Origin of the sequence: Paracoccus sp. MC1854 (assembly GCF_014164635.1) — a bacterium.
Classification (GTDB): domain Bacteria; phylum Pseudomonadota; class Alphaproteobacteria; order Rhodobacterales; family Rhodobacteraceae; genus Paracoccus.
The window spans coordinates 1-19,194 of record NZ_JACJFU010000016.1 but is presented as its reverse complement, the minus strand read 5'-3'; the positions used below and the strand labels follow the sequence as shown (position 1 = coordinate 19,194).

Below are 19,194 nucleotides of genomic sequence, written 5' to 3'. Positions count from 1 at the left end.
TGCAGGGGGCGGGCGGCATGACGGCGGTGATCTTCGACCTTGACGGCACGCTGGTGGACAGCGTGCCCGACATGCACATGGCGATGAACCGGGCGCTGGCCGAGCGCGGCCACGACCCCCTGCCGGTGGACCGCCTGCGCGGCTTCGTCGGCCACGGGGTTCCCGTGCTGGTGCGCCGGGTGATGGAGGCGGCGGGCGCGCCCGGCGACGGCTTCGACGACTGGCACGACGGCTACATGCGCTGCTACGGCGAAGGCATCTGCGTGGAAACCCGGCCCTATCCCGGCGTGCCCGAGGCGCTGGCGGCGCTGGCGGCGCGGGGCTTCCGGCTGGGGGTCTGCACCAACAAGCCGCAGGGACTGACCGAGGCGCTGCTGGACGGCCTGGGCTTGGGCGCCTGCTTCGGGGCGGTGCTGGGGGGCGACAGTCCCTTGGGCTGCAAGCCCGACCCTGCGCCCCTGCGCGAGGTGCTGGCGCGCCTTGGCGGCGGGCCTGCGGTGATGGTGGGCGACAGCGCCGCCGACATCGGCGCGGCCCGCGGGGCGGGGATGCCGGTGATCCTTTACACCGGCGGCTATGCCGGCCCGTCGCTGGACGAGACGGCGGCGGATGCGGCTTTCGGCGACTGGTCGCGGCTGCCCGGCCTCGTGGGCGGCCTGCTCGCCGGCCAAGCCCCGGAACGCGGCGCAGGCGGCTGACCGCCCCGGGTAAAGCCGGAAAAGGGAAAGTTCGAGAAACCGTCGCAGGTCTCTGCCACCTGCCTGTCGTCCATCCGCAGGCAGGCTTGTCCGGTTCCGGCGCCGGATGACAGGACCGGAGGGCAGGGCGCGGGGAACCGCAGGCGAAGGCCGTCCCGCCGGGGTCAGCCGCGGCCCAGCAGGCCCCTTTCCCTTGCCCGGTCGACCAGCATCTTCACGCTGGAGGGCTGCCAGTCGGTCCGCCCGCGCGGGGTGCGCTCGCGCATCTCCTCCAGCCGGTGGCAGATCCCCTGCAGGGTGATCCGCGGGTCCGCCCCCTTGATCGCGGCCACGACCGCAAGCAGCCGATCGTCGCCCGGGGCCGGGCGTGCCCGCGCAAGGACCGTTTCCGGCAGCAGCCCTTCGCGCACAAAGCGGGACACGGCGCGGCGCAGCCGCTCGGCGGTCCAGGGCGGCGTGCCCGCGGGGCGGCGGGCGTTGACGAGGCGGGCGAGGTCGCGCCAGGGCATGTCGGGGCGGTGGCGGCGCACCAGCGGGACCCATTCCCCGGCGCTCGCCTCCAGCCGGGCAAGATAGCTCTCGTCGCGGGCGCGGGCGACCTTGCGCCGCGCCGCGCTGTCGCCGCGCTTCAGGCCGGGGTTCCCGCCCACCCGGCCGGCGGCGCGGGCCGAGGCCAGCCCCGCCATGGTCCGCTCGCGGATCAGCGCCCGTTCCAGTTCCGCCGCGGCGCCGAGGACCTGCAGGGTGAACTTGCCCTGCGGGCTTGCCGTGTCGATCGGGTCGTGCAGCGAGCGGAAATGCGCGCCCCGCGCCTCGACCGCCTCGATCACCTCGAGCAGGTGGGACAGCGAGCGCGCGAGGCGGTCGATGCGGACGACGACCAGCGTGTCGCCGGCGGCGATCTCGCGCAGCAGCCGGGCAAGGACCGGACGGGCGCGCGAGGCGCCCGAGCCGGTCTCGGACCGGATGTCGGTGCAGCCGGCGGCCTGCAGTTCCGCGACCTGTGGGGCTGTGGTCTGCTCGTCCGTCGAGACATGGCGTAATCGCGGCGCCCACTGCCTGATCGGATGGAGCATGCTGTGATCCTGGCCTAGTACCATGGAGGACGCCATGCCGGTTTACGCTGCCCTGGACGTGTCAAAGGCGAGCACGCAAGTCCACGTCGTCGACGAGACGGGGACCTGCCTGTGGCGGGGCAAGTCACTGACCCATCCCGAGGCTCTGGCCGAGGCGCTCGCGCCGTTCGCGAGCGACCTCGTCAAGGTCGGCCTCGAGACCTGCTGCTTGTCGACCTGGTTGGGCCACGAGCTGCGCGACCGAGGCCTGCCGGTGGTCTGCATGGACGCCCGGCAGGCGCACGCGGCGCTGTCGGTCACGATGAACAAGACCGACGCCAACGACGCCCGTGGGCTCGCGCACCTGGCTCGCGCGCAGGCCTTTACCGCGAGGTTCGCCTCAAGGGATGGGACGACGTGCGGCTGCGGACGCTGATTCACGCGCGGCGCGCGCTCCTGCGGGCGCAGATCGACATCGCGAACGCCTTGCGCGGTGCGGCTCGCGGACCTTCGGGCTGATGCTGGCGGCCGGACCGGGCAACGGCGGCGCGCGGGCCTTCGACCGCCGCGTGCGCGAGCACCTCGCGAACCGCCCCGACCTTGTGCCAATCGTCATGCCCATGCTGGAGGCGTGGCAGGCCGTGCGGGCCCAAGTCGTCCAGCACGACCGGGCAATCCGCGCCGCCGTTCGGGCCGACCCGCGTTGCCGCCTCCTGATGACGGCGCCCGGGGTGGGCCACCTGACGGCCCTGGGCTTCGTGGCGGCCATCGGCGACCCGGAGGCGTTCCGTTCGGGCCGAACGGCCGCCGCTTGGATCGGGCTCACGCCGCGACGCTACCAGTCCGGTACCATCGACATGCAGGGGCGCATCTCGCGGCACGGGGACAAGCTCCTGCGCTCCTACCTCTACGAGGCGGCCGCGCACATCCTGACACGGTGCAAAGCCGACAGTGCGATCCGACGCTGGGGCACTGCGCTGCGGGAGCGCATCGGCTTCAAGCGCGCCAACGTGGCCGTGGCGCGCAAGCTGGTCGTGGTGCTGCACGCGATGTGGCGCAGCGGACGCCCCTTCGAGGCGGGCAACGCAGCCACCTAAGGCGCACAGGTTTATCGTTCCAAATAGCGGCAGAAGACACGACCGCAGAAATCCGCCGCTCGCGGCGGAGCGTCCGCCGGGACGCGACCAGGCCACCGCGCTATGCCCGCGGCAGTCCTCGAGATGGGGAACTGCGCTCGCTAACCTTGCGGGGCCTCGTTCGGACACCATCGTGCGGCGGTCGTTTCCGTGCCGACCGCGGAGACAACCCCGACCCCGGCCAGCGCGCTCGCGGCGACATGCGTGGATCCCACGACCGGCCTTGCGACAAACACCTGATTGTCGCAAGGCGGCATGCCGGGCGGCGTTGGGCGCCGTCTGGTCTTGTCCCCGTCACGACAATCCCGCAGAAATCTGCATGCGACAAGCAGTCACCTGCGAGGCTTTGTCGTGAGCCGGAAGGGGCAGGAAGGATCGGATCATGGCACTGGTGGGTTACGCCCGCATTTCCACCACGGAAGGGGGCCAGATCATGGACCGGCAGCTGGACGCCCTGGCCGCCGCAGGCTGCGAGCGGGTGTTCGAGGACCGGGCCTCGGGGGCGACAGGCGCGGAGGGCCGGCCCGGACTGAAGGCCTGTCTCGACTGGCTGCGCGCAGGCGACGTGCTTGTCGTGCTCGATCTCGACCGCTTGGGCCGGCTCGCCGGCGAGCTGGTGCAGCTCATTGACGCCTTGGCCGCGCGCGAGGTGGCGTTCCGGGCCATCAACTCGCCGATGGACACCACCACGCCGCAGGGGCGCGCGTTCCTGCAGATCCAGGCAGCTTTCGCCGAAATGGAGCGCAACGTCATCCGTCAAAGGGTCAGGGAGGGCCTTGCTGCGGCGTGTGCCCGCGGGCGCAAGGGCGGGCGGCCGCGGGTCATGACGGCCGACAAGCTGCGCTACGCCCGGCACCTCATGGCCGATCGCGCGCGGTCGATTTCGTCGATCTGCGCCGAACTGGGCGGGATCAGGCCCTCGACCCTCTATCACTACCTCCACGCCAGCGGCGCGCTGAAACGGCCCGGTCGGGACCTGCTTGGTGATGAACTGGCCGCCGACGATCTGGACGGAGATGTCGCAAAGGGCGCTTGACCCGCTATCCGCGATTAGACAACCCGAGCATAGCTGATCAGCATGAGGGAGGCCGCCGGGCGTCGCCACTCGCAGGCCCGGCCGGGGTTGTCCGTTCCGGTCCTGCCCTGCGCGCCGCTGCTGTCATGGCTTCATGGTGGCCTTCGGCAAGGGATGATCGGCGGTGCGATCGTCCGGCATATGGCACATCCGCGGTAGTTCCGGGAAGTGCGGGGGGATGCCCCCTGCCGCGAAGGCCGGGGTCCGTCCGCTCATGGGGACGAAGAACGACGTGGGGCGCCTCTCGCCCGCGTGAGCCGCGGTGACGCAGAGCCTGGCCGGAAGAAGCGCCGGAACTGCCCTGTTGCGGGGTGAACGGGGATTTCATGCCTGCAGACGGCCAGTTCCGGACGAGGTTTGCAAATCGACAAGGCACGAGGAAACGGCCGTTTGCAGGCGTGTTCAAGGCGGATCACTTGCCGCGCATCCTCGCCTTGCGGCAGCGAGGATCACGGCAGGGCAGGGGATTTCGCATGATCTTTCCGGCTGGCGGGTGACAGGACCGGTCTCGGCAAGGCCCGCATCGGGTCGGTTGTAGTGGCGTGGACAAAAAACGCCCCTGCAAGTAGAGACAACCCGTGCTATGTGAAACAAGATACCTGAAAAGTTCATAATTACAGCTGGATAGCGTCCCCCTCATCCTCCAGGCCGAGAGCCTCGCCGGGCGGCTCGAAGGCATCCTTCTGGCCGATCCCGCGCTGGCCCGGCTGTGGCGCACCGAGGCGAGCCTGCTTGAAGCCGCAGCCTCGGTCGGGCTGGAGGGGGACAGGATCACGACCCCGGGGATGGTGCTGCGCCTGACCGGCGCCATCGCCGTCGCCGAGGACGCGCGGGCGACCGGCATGGCGCTGAAGATCCTCTCGGTCGCCCGGCGGCCGGGCGATCCCTTCGCCGCGCCGGCCGAGACGCTCCGCCGGATCGAGGCCGCGGCGGCACCCGTCGGCCGGGCCGGGGAAGCCGCGAACCGGCTGGAGGATGCCGAGCTGGCGCTTGTGGCCGAGGCGGGGCGGGCCTGGGGGCAGGTGCCGATCCTCGCGGGCTGGCGGGCGGCGGCGGATTACGCCCTGCGCTCGCGCCGCGAAAGCCCGGCGGCCGAGCGGCTGGTCTTCATGGCCGTCGAGGGCGCCGCGCGCCACCTGCGCGGACTGTCGCCGCAAGCGCCCCGCCCCCAGCCCGAGGACGCCGGGGCGCAGGCGCTGCTGATGCCGGCCGAGGCAGGCTGGGTCCTTGCGCCCTCGGTGGCGCTGACCCGCAACGGCTTTCGCCAATGGTCGCCGCTTTCGGGCCTGCCCGCCTTCCTTGAGGCCGCGTCCCGCAGCCTGTCGCATGATCTCGGCCACCTCGGCAGCCTGCGCCACGAACTGGCGCGGCTGCAGTCCATGGCCGCCACCGCGCATGGCCGCTCGCGGCGGGCCGACCTGGTGGAGTTCCTGAAGCTGCAGCCCGTCATCAACTCGGCGATGGTGGTGGACCGCCTGGGCGTGACCCGCCGGACGGCGCTTGCCCTGATCGGTGAGCTTGTCGAGGCGGGCTGCCTCGTGAACCTCATGGCCCGGCGCGCGGCGCGCTTCTGGGCGCTTCCCTCGCTGGCCGCGCGCATGACGCCCCTGCCCGGCGTCCGCAGGCCGCACGGGGCGCCCGAGCGGCTCGGGGAAAGGGGGAAGCATCCGTCCCGGCTGCGCGAACAGTTCGACGAGGACCGGCTGGACCGCATCATGTCGGAACTGGATGCGGCGATGTCGGGGATCGACAGGCTGCTGAAGGGCAGGGCGTAGCGGCAGGGGCGCTTCCCGCCTTGCCCGCCCGGAACAGAGCGGGATCATGTCCGGCCGAGCCTCGGGAAGATCGGGCCTCTGCCCACGGCGGCTTGCGCCCCTTTGTTCTTTGGGAACACGTCCGGCCTGCCGCCATCAGGCCGTTCAGGCGGCCCTCGGGCAACTGCCTGCGTGCCCGCATCAGGGATCGTTCCAAGGGATGCAAACGCATCGGTCAGGATGATGCGCTGGCCGATCCTGAAAGCGTCATGGCTCGCGAACCGGCGATCAAAGGCCGGAGGCGGGCGGCAGCCTGGCGCCTGTCGCGGTGTGCAAGGCGCTGACGCGGGCCTGCGGAATCCATCCCAAGGCAGTGCTTCCTGAAGCCGCCTTCAGCCTCGTCAACGGTGTCCGTGCCCATGCCGGACAGCCGCATCGCAGGACGTGGATGAAGCGGAACAGGACCGGCGGCTGTCCGCCGCCGGGCCGGCCGTCATTGTTGCAGGTGATCCAGCCGCGCCCTCAGGTCGATGACAAGGCCGCCCGGCTGCCAGTCGAAGCTGATCGCGCCGCCGAACTGGTCCGTGGCGGTGGCATGGGCAAGCTGGCTGCCGAAACCCTGGGTGTCCGGCGGGGTGATCCCCGCGCCGCCGACCTCTTCCTTCCAGACCAGGGCCAGTTCCTCCGCCGAGGCCGACCAGGTGACGGTGATGCGGCCCTCGGCCGTGGCCAGCGCGCCGTATTTGGCGGCATTGGTCGCAAGTTCATGGAAGATCAGCGCCATCCCCACGGAGGCGCTTTCCCCCAGGATGACCTCGGGGCCGTCGAAGGATATCCGGTCCCCGCCATCCGCGCCGAGATGCGGGCGGGCGATCTTTTCGATCAACTCGTGCAGCGGGGTGATCTGGCCCTTGCCCGTTTCGCCCCCGACGGCGGAACGGATGAGGTCATGGGCCTTGGCCAGCGCCCCCAGCCGGCCCCGCAGCGCCTCGGCCATCGCCGGGACCGACGCCGCGCCGCGCGCCGTCATGGACACCATCCCCAGCGCGACCGCGAACAGGTTCTTCACCCGGTGGTCCATCTCGCGCAGAAGAAGCCGGCGCTTGGCCTCGGCCTCCTTGAGGTCGTGGATGTCGGTGCAGGTGCCGAACCAGCGGGTGATCCGCCCCTCGGCGTCGCGGATGCAGAGCGCCCGCCCCACCACCCAGCGATAGCGGCCCGAGCGGTGCCGCAGCCGGTATACGATATGGTAAGGCTCGCCCGTCGCGACGCAGTGCATCCAGGCCGCCTGGGCGCGTTCCTGGTCCTCGGGGTGGAACATCTCCTTCCAGCCCGCGCCGTCGGTGGTCCCCGGCGCCGCGCCGGTGAAGTCATACCAGCGGTGGTTGAAGTAATCGTGGCTGCCGTCGGGCAGGGCCGACCAGATCATCTGGTCGATGGAATTCACGATCGCTGCGTAGCGCGCCTCGCTTTCGCGCAGGGCGGCCTCGGCGCGGACGGCATGGGTCACGTCCGTGACCTGGACAAAGACGCCCTGCACCAGCCCGCCCGGATCGCCGAGGGGCTGGTAGACGAAATCGACGACGCGTTCCTGCGGCCCCTCGCCCGACAGCCCGCGGAAGGTGATCGGGACCGCGCGGCCGACATGGGGCTCGCCCGTCGCCAGAACGCGGTCCAGCAGGGTCAGGAAGCCCTGCGGCACCAGCTCAGGCAGCGCCTCGGCGACCGTCATCCCCTCGATGTCTGTCCGGCCAACCATTTCCTTGAAGGCCGGGTTGACGACCTCGATCACATGGTCGGGGCCGCGCAGGATGCCGGCGACGGTCGGGGCCTGGGCAAAGAGACGCCCGAGCCGGTCGATCTCGGCATGGGCGTCGCGGTGCGCCATGATGGCGGCGGTGGTTTCATGGCCCTGGTTGAAGACGCCCACCACGGCGCCGTCCTCCTCCCGGATCGGCGTGAAGCTGTAGTTCCAGTAGGTTTCCCGCCGGACCCCATGCCGGACCATCGGCAGCATCTGGTCGAAGGTCGAAAAGCCCTCGCCAGTTTCCATCACCCGCGCAAGCTGCGGCCCCACCACGTCCCAGATGTCGGACCAGACCTCGGCCGCGGGCCGGCCCAGGGCGGCCGGGTGACGCTCGCCCGGGACCGGCGACCAGGCGTCGTTGTAAAGAAGGCGGAAATCGGGCCCCCAGTAGATCGCGGTCGGAAAGCTGGAATGCAGGCAGATCGACAGCGCCAGCCGCAGCGCCTGCGGCCAGCCTTCGATGGGGCCGGGCGGCGTGCCGGCCCAATCATGCAGCCGGATGCGTTCGCCAAGCTCGCCGCCGCCCGAAAGGAAGCCGGAGTTCTGGATGCTGTTATCTTGTTTCATCCGATCTGCTCTTTGTGGGACATGTCCTGCACGCCGTCCTGCGCGGGCGATACGAAGGCAGGGGAAGGGTGTTGATATCCGAAACCGGCTATGGGCGCCGGGACAGGCCGGTGCTCAGCCTCTGGTGAAAAGGACGCAGGACGCCTCTGGCCCGGACGATGTCCGGCCCGGCCTCCCGCAGGGTGATTTCTGAACCATCGAAAAGCCTTCGTTCCGACCGGGCAAACAAGCATACAAGCAGCACCAGCGCCAAGAGATTGTTTTCTCGGTATTTGGCGCGGCTTCCGTCCCGGCCCGCATAGTCGCAATCCGGCGACAGCGGAACCGATCAAATGTTACGCAACGCAGCATGAGAGGTGCTGCCGGAAAGAGCGGGTCGCACCCTGCCTGACGGGTTGCTGCCTTTGGCACCGGATCACCCCGTCCACGACATTGGCCCTGGCAGTTGCCCGAACGCAATCACCGGATGCCTTGAACGGCAACCCCGATCTCATCGGCAATCCCTGTCCACACCGAATCTCCGGTAAGCGCCGGGACAACAAGGTGTTTCGCCGGCGTCAGGCAGCAGCGCCCGCCCCGGGACAAGCCTGCACGCCGCGCGACAAAGGCGGTGAGAGCGGCAGCGATGGCCATCTCATCCAGGTTCTTCAGCCCGGTTCCGCTGGCGATCGCCGGGCAGTCCGTCTCCCGCTTGTTGCATTCCTGCGGCACGCTCCTGCCCGGCGGAATTCTGCTATGGGGTTGGCAGGATATCGCCGATGCTTTCGGAACAAACTTCGGGAGGATGCGAACGATGACCAGGATCATGCCCTTCGGGGATTCCAACACCTACGGCATGTATGAAAATCTTTCCTCCCCCGGGGGTTATCGCGGCCCCCTGCAGGACATGCTGCGCGGCGGCAAGCTGGGCTTCGACCTGGTGGGGCTGGATCGCGACGGCCGCATCGGTGACGCCGACCATAACGGCTATCCGGGCAAGACGATCGACTGGTTCACCCGCCCGGTCAACGAGGCGATCCGCGACCGGGACGGAAGCTACAGCCATACCATCGACTCGGGGTCAAGAACAGCCGTCCGGTTCCTCATCGAGCAGGCCGGCATGACTTCGGACGATGTTGTGCTGGTCCACCTGGGCACCAACGACGTCCGGCTTGGCGACAGTGCCGGGACGATGCTGGCCGAGATGCGGGTCCTGCTGGACCAGATCGTGGGATCGGGGGCAAGCCCGATGGTCCAGTTGATGACGCTGGCGCCGGTGGGCGGCGACATCTGGACGGCGGATGGCGATCCGGGCCGGACCAACAACGACACCATCCGCGCCTTCAACGAGGGGCTGGAGCGCATGGTGGCCGAGGGATACGGGGCGCTCGGCGTGACCCTGGTGGACAGCGGCGTGACCACAGCCGGCCTGTCGCCGGACGGCGTCCACATGAATGCGGCGGGGTACGCCGGCATGGCCCGGGCATGGTTCGAGAGCCTGGTGGCGACGGGCCAGGTGGAGGCCCTGCCGGAACCTCCGCTGCCGCCGCCCCCGGCCAGTGGAAACCTGCTGGTGAACGGCTCGTTCGAGACGGCCGGCGTGGGGTCGGACCAGCATGGCGCGTTCCAGTCGCTGCAGGGCTGGACGGCGCTGACAGGGGGCCGGATCGAGGTCTGGAACAACCACAAGGGCGTCCGGGCCACGGAGGGCGTCAATTTCCTTGAACTCGACTTCGCGGGCGGGCGCGACGGCTTTTACCAAGACATCGATGCCGCCGCAGGCCGGTCCTACAGCCTCGGCTTCGACCTGCGGGCGAGGCCCGACCGGGCTGTCTGGACCCAGGATGTCGAGGTGGTCTGGAACGACAGGGTGGTGGCGGTCGCCAAGCCCGGCAAGGACTGGGGCAGCTTCACCGCCACCGTCACCGGCCAGTCGGGGACCGACCGGCTGACCATCCGCGAGGTTGCCTCGCAGGCCGGCGACGGCCATGGCGCGCTTCTGGACAACTTCCGGCTGGTGGCCAGCGGCACGGCCGCAGCCCCGCCTGCGGGGCCAAGGGACGAGGATACCCTTGCCGTCAAGGTCAACGGCGACGCCTTCAAGGGCGATCCGGCATTCGCACTCAGCGTGAACGGCAGGGTGGTTTCCACCTCGACAACGGTGACGGCGGACCGGGCTGCAGGCGAATGGGACAGCTTCGTCTTCCGCGGCGACTTCGGCCTCGACGGCTCGGATCGGGTGGCGATCACCTTCCTCAACGACCATTACGAGGGCTCGGCCGCGCGCGACCGCAACCTTTACGTGGACGAGGTGGTGCTGAACGGCGAGGTGAACGGCAGGGACGAAAGCTTCCATCAGACCCGCACGGATTACTGGGACTTCTGAGCGGGCCTGACGCAGCCGTCCGATCCGGCGGCGCGGACGCCCCCTGGACACAGCGGAGCCATCCGGCGCAGCGGTCCCATACAGGCACATGGGGCCGGACTGCAGGGGCGCATAAACGACAGCTCTCCTCTTGCGGTCGCGGCTGATGGCGGTCTGGTGGCGCAAGCCCAAGGGCAAGGTGCTGATCCAGCCGCGCACATCTCGACCTCTCCGGCGTCGTTCAGGTCGCTGCCATGGCCGGGTTGAAGGTGGGGTCGTCCTCAAGCACCCGGATCGCGGCCTCGACCGCATCCGTCACCTTCCGGCACGGCCTGCCCGGCGGCAAGCGCCCGCAGGCAGCCCGAGCGGTTGGCCTCCGCCTCCTCCGGCTCGACCTCTCCGGCGCCGCCATGCACGATGATCGCCCATATCGGACTGCTCCTGATTGCTGCGACCTTTTCTGCGGAATGTCCGGTTCCGGTGGATCGCATGGGCCTTCAGTCCTCGCCATCCGCCGGGTCCTCGTCGGACACGCGGTGCATCCGCTCGGGCGGAAAGCCCGCCCCGGCCGCGTCCCGGGCCAGCATGTTCCCGTCCCGGCGGTCGCCGGGAATGTTGATCATGCCGATGGAACGCGGATGGCGGGGCGTGAGCCCGGTCACGACCTTGCCGAGCGCCGCCAGCCCGGCCGGGTTGTGCGCGTGATCGAGGATCACGCGGAAGCCGTGGCTGTCGTGGATGTTCAACCGGCCCGGGCACTGCTCGAACGAGGTGGTGAAGGTAAAGAGCGCCCGCGCCACCGCCCCGGGTTCCACCCCATGGGCAATGGCCATGGCCGCCGCCATGGCGTTCTGGACGTTGAACCCGGCCATCCTGTCCATGGTGGCCGGGATGTCGGCCGTCCACCTCAGCCGCCGGCTTTCGCCGTGGCGGCGCAGGACCGGCACGGCGCCATCGCGCACCACCGCCATGCCGCCCCTGCCACATGCTCGCGCGGGAAGGCGGGCATGTCCTTGCCGCCCTTCAGCGAGAATAACACGATCCGATCCCCGGCATGACGGCGCATGGCGGCGGTCAGCGGATCGTCGGGGTTCAGGATGCCCGCGCCATTGCGGTGGACGGATTCGGTGACGATGGACTTGAGGCGGGCGAGGTCCTCGATGCTGTCGATGCCCTTCAGGCCGATGTGGTTCTCCTGCACATTCAGGACCGCGGCCATGCCGCACCAGTCGAAGCCGAGGCCCTCGTGCAGCATGCCCCCGCCACATGGCCGAGCCAGGCGCCGTCCCGAAGCCGGCGCAGGAAGCCGCCCGGCGCGCCGAAGCAGCAGCCCGGTCCTGCAGCCCCGGCCGTTCCTGCATCAGCCGGTCGGCGAAGCCCTCCAGCCGGTTCGTGGGCCAGTCTTCCCGTGCCCTCGGGTCAAGTTCGCTCCGCACGAATCGTCATCGGTCGGGCAGAATCAGAACTCATCTTTCGTTTCTTCCTGTCGCGAGCGGTTGCCGGCAACTGGCTTGAAGGCCCGCGCTGCCCCGGTCTGGCAGGGAAGCCCGCTTCCCGGATCACGGTTCCTGACCGGCGCCCGGGGGGACAATAAACTTCACAGGCCACTGATTTTTTCAAAGTGAGACAAAGGGCACGACGATGCAGCGGCGTCTGAAGCGCGCGATCACCGGCTCTGCCTCTCCGGCGGCAACGCCCTCGGTTCGTTCCATCAGGATGCGGCCGAGATGCTGGTGAAGAAGGGACTTTCCCCCGCCCGCATCGCCGTTGCCGCGATCACTGCCGCGCGGTCGCGCCTGCGGGCAGCGGGCGCCATGCACCGGCAGGCAGTGGACCGGCCCGGTGAACCGGTCTCGCATCTTCATGCCGTCACGACGCCGCGGGCGGGACAATGCCGGGGCGGGTTTCCAGCCATTGCGCGAACAGCGCAAGGGTGCCCTGCGGCGGGCGGTCCGGGTGGATCAGGGCATAGGGCGAGGGGCCGACAAGGGACATCGGGCTGACCTGCGCCAGCGTCCCGCGTTCCAGGTCGGGCTGGGCGAAGATGTCGGGCAGCAGCGCCGCGCCAAGGCCCGCGCGGGCCGCCGCGATCACCATCTCGAAATGGGCGAAACGCGGGCCGCGGACGGCCTCGGCCTTCAGCCCTGCCGCCGCCATCCAGTCCAGCCACAGATGCGGCCGCGTCGCCTGCTGGATCAGGGGCACGCCCGACAGGTCCGCGGGAACCCGCAGGCCGGGGGCCGCCACGACGATCAGGGTTTCGGGCAGGATCGGCACCGCCCGTGTCCCCGGCCGCGCCAGTTCCGCCCGCTGGATGGCGGCGTCGAATGGGCTGTCCTCGAAATCGACCGGCCCCAGCGCCGAGGTCAGGTCCAGCGAGATGCCGGGGTGGCGCGCGGCAAAGCCGCCGAGGCGCGGGATCAGCCAGGTCGCGGCAAAGGTCGGCAACACCGCCAGCCGCAGGACCTGCCGGTTTCCGCCGAAGGCCATCACCATCTGTGCCGTCCGGTCGAGGTCGTTCAGGATGCCTTCCGCGTCGCGCAGCATCGCCCGTCCCGCGTCCGACAGCACCATCCGCTGGCGGATGCGTTGAAACAGGGCCACGCCCAGCCGGTCCTCGAGCCCGCGGATGGATCGGCTGACCGCGCTCTGCGTCAGGTTCAGGGCATCCGCCGCCCGCGAAACCGTCCCCAGCCGGGCGCAAAGCACGAAGGCGCGCAGTTCCGGGATGCTGGGGGTATACTGGTAGCGCGTGCCGATCATGATTGAAACTCATGGGTTGAGGAGTAATCATCGCTACAGGCTGTTGCGGCGCCGTGCTAGTCATGCCGCCAATGAATGGAGGTATCACATGCCCGCGCTTTCCCCGAAGGACGCCCCTGACCTTGGCCGCTTTGACTGGGAAGACCCCTTCCGGCTGGAGGGTCAGTTGTCCGAGGACGAGCGGATGATGCGCGACAGCGCCCGCGCCTATGCGCAGGGCAAGCTGGCCCCCCGCGTGATCGCCGCCTACCGCGAGGAGGCAACCGACCCCGCCATCTTCCGTGAGATGGGCGAGATGGGCCTTCTGGGCGTGACCGTGCCCGAGGAATACGGCGGGCTGGGGGCGTCCTATGTCAGCTACGGGCTGGTCGCGCGCGAGGTCGAGCGGGTGGATTCGGGCTATCGGTCGATGATGTCGGTGCAGTCCAGCCTCGTGATGTATCCGATCTATGCCTATGGATCGGAAGAACAGCGGCGGAAATACCTGCCGAAGCTGGCCTCGGGCGAGTTCATTGGCTGCTTCGGCCTGACCGAGCCGGACGCGGGGTCGGACCCCGGCGGGATGAAGACCACCGCGAAGAAGACCGATGCGGGCTATGTGCTGAACGGCGCGAAGACCTGGATCTCGAACTCGCCCATCGCCGATGTCTTCGTGGTCTGGGCCAAGTCCGAGGCTCATGGCGGCAAGATCCGCGGCTTCGTGCTGGACAAGGGCACCAAGGGGCTTTCCGCGCCGAAGATCGAGGGCAAGCTGTCCCTGCGCGCCTCGATCACCGGCGAGATCGTCATGGACGGGGTCGAGGTCGGCGAGGACGCGCTTTTGCCCAACGTCGAGGGGCTGAAGGGTCCCTTCGGCTGCCTCAACCGCGCCCGCTACGGCATCAGCTGGGGCGTCATGGGCGCGGCCGAGTTCTGCTTCCACGCCGCCCGCCAATACGGTCTGGACCGCAAGCAGTTCAACCGGCCCTTGGCCAACACGCAGATCTACCAGCTCAAGCTGGCGAACATGATGACCGAGATCGCCTTGGGCCTGCAGGCGAGCCTTCAGGTCGGGCGGCTGCTGGATGCGGCGCAAGCCGCACCCGAGATGGTTTCCATCGTCAAGCGCAACAACTGCGGCAAGGCGCTGGAGATCGCGCGGATCGCCCGCGACATGCACGGCGGCAACGGCATCTCGGAAGAATACCAGGTCATGCGCCATTCCCAGAACCTGGAGACGGTGAACACCTACGAGGGGACGCACGACGTCCACGCCCTGATCCTCGGCCGCGCCATCACCGGGCTGCAGGCCTTCGCGTGAGCGCGCCGCTTGCCGGGCTGCGCGTCGTCGAACTGGCGCGCATCCTTGCCGGCCCGTGGATCGGCCAGACGCTGGCCGATCTGGGCGCCGAGGTCATCAAGGTGGAAGCCCCCGAGGGCGACGACACCCGCCGCTGGGGACCCCCGTTCCTCGACCGGCCCCGGCCGGATGGCGGGACCGAACGGGTCGCGGCCTATTTCCACGCGGCGAACCGGGGCAAGAGCTCGATCACCTGCGACTTCGGTGACGCGGATGACCTGAAGCGGCTGAAAGACCTGATCGCCACGGCGGATGTCCTGGTCGAGAACTTCAAGGTCGGCGGCTTGAGGCGCTTCGGGCTGGACTATGAAAGCCTGTCGGCGGCGAACCCGCGCCTCGTTTATGCCTCGGTCACGGGCTTCGGGCAGGACGGGCCGAGGGCGACGCAGCCGGGCTACGACTTCCTGATCCAGGGGATGTGCGGGATCATGGACCTGACCGGCGAACCCGAGGGCGAGCCGCAGAAGGTCGGCGTCGCCTGGATCGACATCTTCACCGGCCTTTACGGCGTCATCGGCATTCAGGCCGCGCTGGCCGAACGGGAACGTTCCGGCAGGGGGCAGCGGGTGGACCTGTCGCTGCTGGACACGGGCGTCGCGGTGCTGGCCAACCAGGCGATGAACCAGATGATCGGCGGCGTGACCCCGCGCCGTCTGGGGAACGCGCATCCCAATATCGTGCCCTATCAGGCGTTTCCGGCATCCGACGGCCATGTCATCATCGCCTGCGGCAACGACCGGCAGTTCGCGGGCCTCTGCGCCGCGCTGGGGCTGGAGGGGCTGGCCGAAAACCCCGACTACGCCACCAACCCCGCCCGCGTGGCGAACCGCGAGGCCTTGGTGCCCCGGATCGCGGCGGCCACGGCCCGCCGGACCCGCGCCGGGATCATCTCGGCGCTGGAAGCGGCGGGCGTCCCCGCCGGTCCCATCAACTCGGTCGCCGATGCCTTGGCGGAACCGCAGATCGTGGCGCGGGGCCTGAAGATCGCCCCCGAGGGCATCCCCGGCCTGCGCACCCCCATCGCATTTTCCCGCAGCGAACTGGTGCTGGAAAAGGCCGCGCCGATGCTTTCCACGCGCGGGGCGTGAAGGGGAATAAATGCAGCCTCGAAGGCCCGGCAGATGAGGAAAGCGTGGATACCGGCGGAAGCCGGACCACCCTTGCCGGGATCAAAGATTCAGCGCGTCCCTGGGGGAAATGAGACATGAGCAAGCGGGCGTCGCCCAGTGGCACAATGCCGCCGCGCCCGCTAACAACCCGACAGTGGACCTGCCGTCCCGATGGCAGGCAAGAGGAGGAAACATGACGATTCAGCATTGGTCTTTCGCGCTGGCGCTTGCCGCATTGCCCCTTGGCGCCGGAACGGCGATGGCGCAGAACAACTATCCCACCCGGAACGTGACCCTCGTGGTGCCCTATTCGGCGGGCGGGCCGACCGACACCGTGGCGCGGCTGGTGGCCGAGCCGATGTCGCGGGCCCTGGGCCAGCAGATCATCATCGAGAACATCGGCGGCGCCAGCGGCACCATCGGCGCGGGCCAGGTCGCGCGGGCCGATGCCGATGGCTACACCCTGATGCTGCACACCTCGGCGCAGGCCACGAACGACCTGTTCTACACCAAGCTGGCTTACGGCTCGCGCGAGGCGTTCCAGCCGATCGGCGTCGTCAGCCACACGCCGATGACGCTGGTGGGCCGCAAGGACCTGCCGCCCGGAACGGCGGCCGAGGCGCTGGACTACGTCCGCACCAACGGCGAGGACGTGGCCTTCGGCAACGCGGGCGTCGGCGGGCCGTCCTATCTCTGCGGGCTGCTGCTGGAAAACCGGCTGGAAACGCCGATGATCATGGTGCCCTACGGCGGCACCGGACCAGCGCTGACCGACCTGCTGGGCGGCCAGATCGACCTGATCTGCGAGCAGGCGACCAACACGATCAGCCATATCCGCAGCGGCGCGGTCAAGGCCTATGCCACGACCAGCGCCGAGCGGCTGCCCTCGCTGCCCGACCTGCCCACGCTGGCCGAGTCGGGGCTGGAAGGCTTCGAGACGACGGTCTGGCTGGGGCTTTACGGTCCCGCCGAGATGCCGCAGCCGGTGATCGACACCGTGGTCGCGGCACTGCAGGAGGCGCTGCAGGACCCGCTGGTGACCGAACGCTTCGCCGAGCTTGCCACCACCCCCGCGACCGCCGCCGAAGCGACGCCCGAAGGGCTGCAGGCCACGCAGGAAGCCGAGGTCGCCAAGTGGCAGGACCTCATCGCCGCGACCGGGATCAAGGTGGACTGAGGCATTCTGCGCCCTGACGGCAGGCCGCCTGCCTGCCGTTCATGTCTGAACACCCCGGCCCCGCAGGGCCGGGGTGCAGTTGCTTTCGCCTGCCGGGCGTCCGCAGGGGGTGCGACAGGCCCGACTCGGCTTCGATGACGACAAGCATTCTCTCCGCTTTCGAGGGCACGGCCCCGACGAACGATCAAGGCGTTCGGTCGCCGGCACCGGCTGACGTCAGGTTCCTGACCGGCACGGGATCGCGGGCAGCAGGTTCACCCAGCCTCGAAGCCCGTCGGTCCTGCAGGGGTGATGCCCGCCGTCCCGCTCACTTTCCCCGCTGCAGGAAGAAGCGGACCATCTCGGCCGAGGCGCCGGGGCCTGCGGGGTCGGTGTAGCTGCCCTCGGACCGGCCGCCCGACCAGGCGTGGCCCGCGCCCTCGATCCGCCAGGATTCGACCAGGGGCGTGCCGTCCGGGGCCTCGACGATTTCGCGGCTGTAGCTGCGCCCGCCGTCGGACCGGCCCGCCTCGCGCCGCGCAGTGCCGCGCAGGGCGGGACCGGCGGCAGCCACCAGCGCCTCGGCGTTCGAGGGGTGGACCGTGGCATCGGCCATCCCGTGAAAGACGATGGTGCGGACCGAGCCTTCGGCCTTGCGCGGCGCCCGCCCGCCCTGCCCGCGCATCGCCCCGAAGGCCGAGGGCATGTCATGGGCGATCCCGTGGGGCAGGCCGGAATGGATGCCGACCGCGGCGAAAACGTCCGGATGGGTCGCGGCCAGCGTGGCGGCCATCGCGCCGCCTGCGGACAGGCCCGCCGCGAAGACGGCGTCTGCGGGAACCGCGAACTCGGTCGCGACCGCCTGGGCCATTGCCGCCAGCAGCGCGGCCTCGCCCGAGCCGGCGCGCTGGTCCTCGGGGCGGAACCAGTTCCAGCAGCCCTGCGCGTTATGGGCGCGGGATTGGTGGGGATAGACGACGATCAGGCCGTTGCGCTCGGCATGGCGGTTCATGTCGGTGCCGCAGGCGAAATCATCCGGGTTCTGGGTGCAGCCGTGCAGCATCAGCACCAGCCCCTTCGGCCCGCCATCGCGGTCCGAGGGCACGAACAGCCGGTAGTCCCGCGTCCCGTGGTCCGAGGCGAAGCTGCGCGTCTCGTAGCGCGCGCCCTCGGGGACAGGGGGCTGCGCGGTCGTGCGGGCCATGCCGGGCAGGCCCTGCGGCAGCCCGTTCAGCCCTTGCGGCACCATGCAGCCGAGGTTGTCCAGCATCCGCTGCAGATCGCCCTGCTGCATGTGCGGAGCCTTGAGGCCGCTCAGGCCCGAAAGGCCGGGCGCGGGCTGGCGGGGCGGATGCACCTCGACCACCTCGGCGTCCTCGATCCCGGGCAGGGGCTTGCGCGGCATGGCGGCAGCCGCGCCTGTTGCCACGGTGTCCGCCTGCGGCGCCCCGCCCCCTGCCAGCGCCGCCTGGATGATCCGGGTGGCTTCGGCGGGGTTGCCGGCGCGTGTCTGTTCAAGCGCCCGGCTCATCGCCGTCGCGAATTGGCTGTCCATGTCTCTGTTTTCCTCGCGGGCCTCGGCCCTCAGGTGATGCGGTCCTTCAGGGCCGCCTTGATCGCAGGCGGGGCCTGCAGCGCGCCCAGCACGGTCAGCGAACCGATGGCTGCGCGGGCGAGTTCCGGGTCGATGTCGGGCGCGATCCGCGCCAGCCCCACCACCTTGATGTGCAGCGTCTCGCCGCGGGCCACCGCCGCCTCAAGCTCGGCGCGGGTGACGTCGCGCAGGCCCATCTCCAGCGTGTGGCGCTCGATGGATCGGCTGACGGCATCCGCCTCGGCGGTCAACTGGTTGCGGATGGCCGTGCGGATGAAGTCGCTGCGGTTGCCGTAGAAGCCTTCCTGCACCAGCAGGTCGATCCGGCCGAGGTCCACATGGCCCAGGTTGATGGTGATCTTCTCGTTGTCGAGCAGCTTTGCAGGTTTCTGATTCATCTTCTTGCCATCCATATAGATGGTATATGGAGGATAATGGCCCCAGCGCAAGGGGGAACGAAAGCTTTTCCGCGGCTGGACGGGTCCGCGAAAAAGGCCGGGCCGCAGGCGTCGGGGGTGACGCCTGCGGCCCGGTTCTGCTGCGGCCTGCCGGCCGGGGACGGTCCCGTTACAGGATGAAGTCGCCCGCCGTCAGGGTGCGAAGCCCGGTCAGCTCGATCTCGAACTCGGCTTGGGTGTCGTTGTCGGTGCTGCCCTGGATGATGGTGTTGGGCGTTGTTGCAGAACTCTGCCCTCGGAAGGATTCACTGGAGTGGTCCAGCGGGTTAAGGGCCTGCCATGACCAGGCCTGAACCCACCCGCTACCGCACGACGAACTGGAAATCCTACAATGATGGG

The 19,194-nt window shown here is 69.6% G+C and carries 18 protein-coding genes and 1 pseudogene; 8 read left to right on the top strand and 11 right to left on the bottom strand.

All coding sequences use genetic code 11. The annotated features are described in order from the left end of the window. The first annotated feature begins 17 nt into the window (after positions 1-17). Complete coding sequence (gene gph / locus H5395_RS12355) at positions 18-698, top strand: phosphoglycolate phosphatase (RefSeq protein WP_182792886.1); 681 nt, start codon at positions 18-20, stop codon at positions 696-698. Between the two features lie 164 nt (positions 699-862). Here the strand turns inward: gph and H5395_RS12350 are convergent, their stop codons facing one another. Then, positions 863-1,774: a recombinase family protein gene (locus tag H5395_RS12350; RefSeq protein ID WP_182792885.1), complete on the bottom strand. Its 912-nt coding sequence runs from the start codon at positions 1,772-1,774 to the stop codon at positions 863-865. Positions 1,775-1,796: 22 nt separating this feature from the next. On the opposite strand from H5395_RS12350, the pseudogene H5395_RS12345 reads away from it, so the two are divergent. The 3 genes and pseudogenes from H5395_RS12345 (at position 1,797) to H5395_RS12335 (ending at position 5,739) form a co-directional block, all read left to right on the top strand. After that, a pseudogene (locus H5395_RS12345) lies at positions 1,797-2,850 on the top strand (IS110 family transposase). Between the two features lie 421 nt (positions 2,851-3,271). Then, positions 3,272-3,925 (top strand): recombinase family protein, encoded by a 654-nt coding sequence (locus H5395_RS12340; protein ID WP_182792884.1) that lies wholly within the window; start codon positions 3,272-3,274, stop codon positions 3,923-3,925. Positions 3,926-4,749: 824 nt separating this feature from the next. Next, on the top strand, positions 4,750-5,739 hold the full coding sequence (locus tag H5395_RS12335) for a hypothetical protein (RefSeq protein WP_182792883.1): 990 nt from the start codon (positions 4,750-4,752) through the stop codon (positions 5,737-5,739). Positions 5,740-6,211: 472 nt separating this feature from the next. Here H5395_RS12335 and H5395_RS12330 read toward each other — a convergent pair whose 3' ends face one another. Together H5395_RS12330 and H5395_RS12325 are read right to left on the bottom strand one after the other, a co-directional pair. After that, positions 6,212-8,092: a PAS domain-containing protein gene (locus tag H5395_RS12330; protein ID WP_182792882.1), complete on the bottom strand. Its 1,881-nt coding sequence runs from the start codon at positions 8,090-8,092 to the stop codon at positions 6,212-6,214. Positions 8,093-8,551: 459 nt separating this feature from the next. After that, complete coding sequence (locus H5395_RS12325) at positions 8,552-8,899, bottom strand: hypothetical protein (RefSeq protein ID WP_182792881.1); 348 nt, start codon at positions 8,897-8,899, stop codon at positions 8,552-8,554. Here H5395_RS12325 and H5395_RS12320 point away from each other — a divergent pair. Beyond that, entirely contained in the window at positions 8,886-10,457 is a 1,572-nt protein-coding gene (locus H5395_RS12320; protein WP_182792880.1) for a carbohydrate-binding domain-containing protein, read from the top strand. The two genes, H5395_RS12325 and H5395_RS12320, sit on opposite strands and share 14 nt — an antisense overlap. Before the next feature lie 260 nt (positions 10,458-10,717). Here the strand turns inward: H5395_RS12320 and H5395_RS12315 are convergent, their stop codons facing one another. The 5 genes from H5395_RS12315 to H5395_RS12295 all read right to left on the bottom strand — a co-directional run bounded on the left by H5395_RS12315 (position 10,718) and on the right by H5395_RS12295 (position 13,199). After that, positions 10,718-10,927, bottom strand: a complete 210-nt coding sequence (locus tag H5395_RS12315; RefSeq protein ID WP_182792879.1) for a hypothetical protein — start codon at positions 10,925-10,927, stop codon at positions 10,718-10,720. A 6-nt stretch (positions 10,928-10,933) separates the two neighbouring features. Beyond that, complete coding sequence (locus H5395_RS12310; protein ID WP_182792878.1) at positions 10,934-11,407, bottom strand: hypothetical protein; 474 nt, start codon at positions 11,405-11,407, stop codon at positions 10,934-10,936. Continuing rightward, positions 11,344-11,691, bottom strand: a complete 348-nt coding sequence (locus tag H5395_RS12305) for a Mur ligase family protein (protein ID WP_182792877.1) — start codon at positions 11,689-11,691, stop codon at positions 11,344-11,346. The genes H5395_RS12310 and H5395_RS12305 overlap by 64 nt, the downstream gene beginning before the upstream one ends. Positions 11,692-12,052: 361 nt before the next feature. Beyond that, positions 12,053-12,295: a hypothetical protein gene (locus tag H5395_RS12300; protein WP_182792876.1), complete on the bottom strand. Its 243-nt coding sequence runs from the start codon at positions 12,293-12,295 to the stop codon at positions 12,053-12,055. Positions 12,296-12,305: 10 nt separating this feature from the next. Further along, the gene (locus H5395_RS12295; RefSeq protein ID WP_182792875.1) at positions 12,306-13,199 is read right to left on the bottom strand and encodes a LysR substrate-binding domain-containing protein; all 894 of its coding nucleotides are present in this window, start codon (positions 13,197-13,199) and stop codon (positions 12,306-12,308) included. Positions 13,200-13,287: 88 nt separating this feature from the next. Between H5395_RS12295 and H5395_RS12290 the strand changes: the two genes are divergently transcribed. The 3 genes from H5395_RS12290 to H5395_RS12280 all read left to right on the top strand — a co-directional run bounded on the left by H5395_RS12290 (position 13,288) and on the right by H5395_RS12280 (position 16,824). After that, positions 13,288-14,499, top strand: a complete 1,212-nt coding sequence (locus tag H5395_RS12290; protein ID WP_182792874.1) for an acyl-CoA dehydrogenase — start codon at positions 13,288-13,290, stop codon at positions 14,497-14,499. Then, positions 14,496-15,626, top strand: a complete 1,131-nt coding sequence (locus tag H5395_RS12285; RefSeq protein WP_182792873.1) for a CaiB/BaiF CoA-transferase family protein — start codon at positions 14,496-14,498, stop codon at positions 15,624-15,626. Before H5395_RS12290 ends, H5395_RS12285 begins: the two co-directional genes overlap by 4 nt. A gap of 214 nt (positions 15,627-15,840) precedes the next feature. Then, a complete protein-coding gene (locus H5395_RS12280) occupies positions 15,841-16,824 on the top strand; it encodes a tripartite tricarboxylate transporter substrate-binding protein (RefSeq protein WP_182792872.1) in 984 nt (327 codons plus the stop codon). Positions 16,825-17,131: 307 nt separating this feature from the next. On the opposite strand, the gene H5395_RS12275 is transcribed toward H5395_RS12280, so the two are convergent. From H5395_RS12275 to H5395_RS12265, 3 genes are all read right to left on the bottom strand, one after another. Continuing rightward, complete coding sequence (locus H5395_RS12275) at positions 17,132-18,358, bottom strand: PHB depolymerase family esterase (RefSeq protein WP_182792871.1); 1,227 nt, start codon at positions 18,356-18,358, stop codon at positions 17,132-17,134. A gap of 29 nt (positions 18,359-18,387) precedes the next feature. Continuing rightward, entirely contained in the window at positions 18,388-18,795 is a 408-nt protein-coding gene (locus H5395_RS12270; RefSeq protein WP_182792870.1) for a CopG family transcriptional regulator, read from the bottom strand. 169 nt (positions 18,796-18,964) lie between these two features. Then, a partial coding sequence (locus H5395_RS12265; protein ID WP_220495017.1) for a hypothetical protein occupies positions 18,965-19,194 on the bottom strand: 230 nt, incomplete at its 5' end.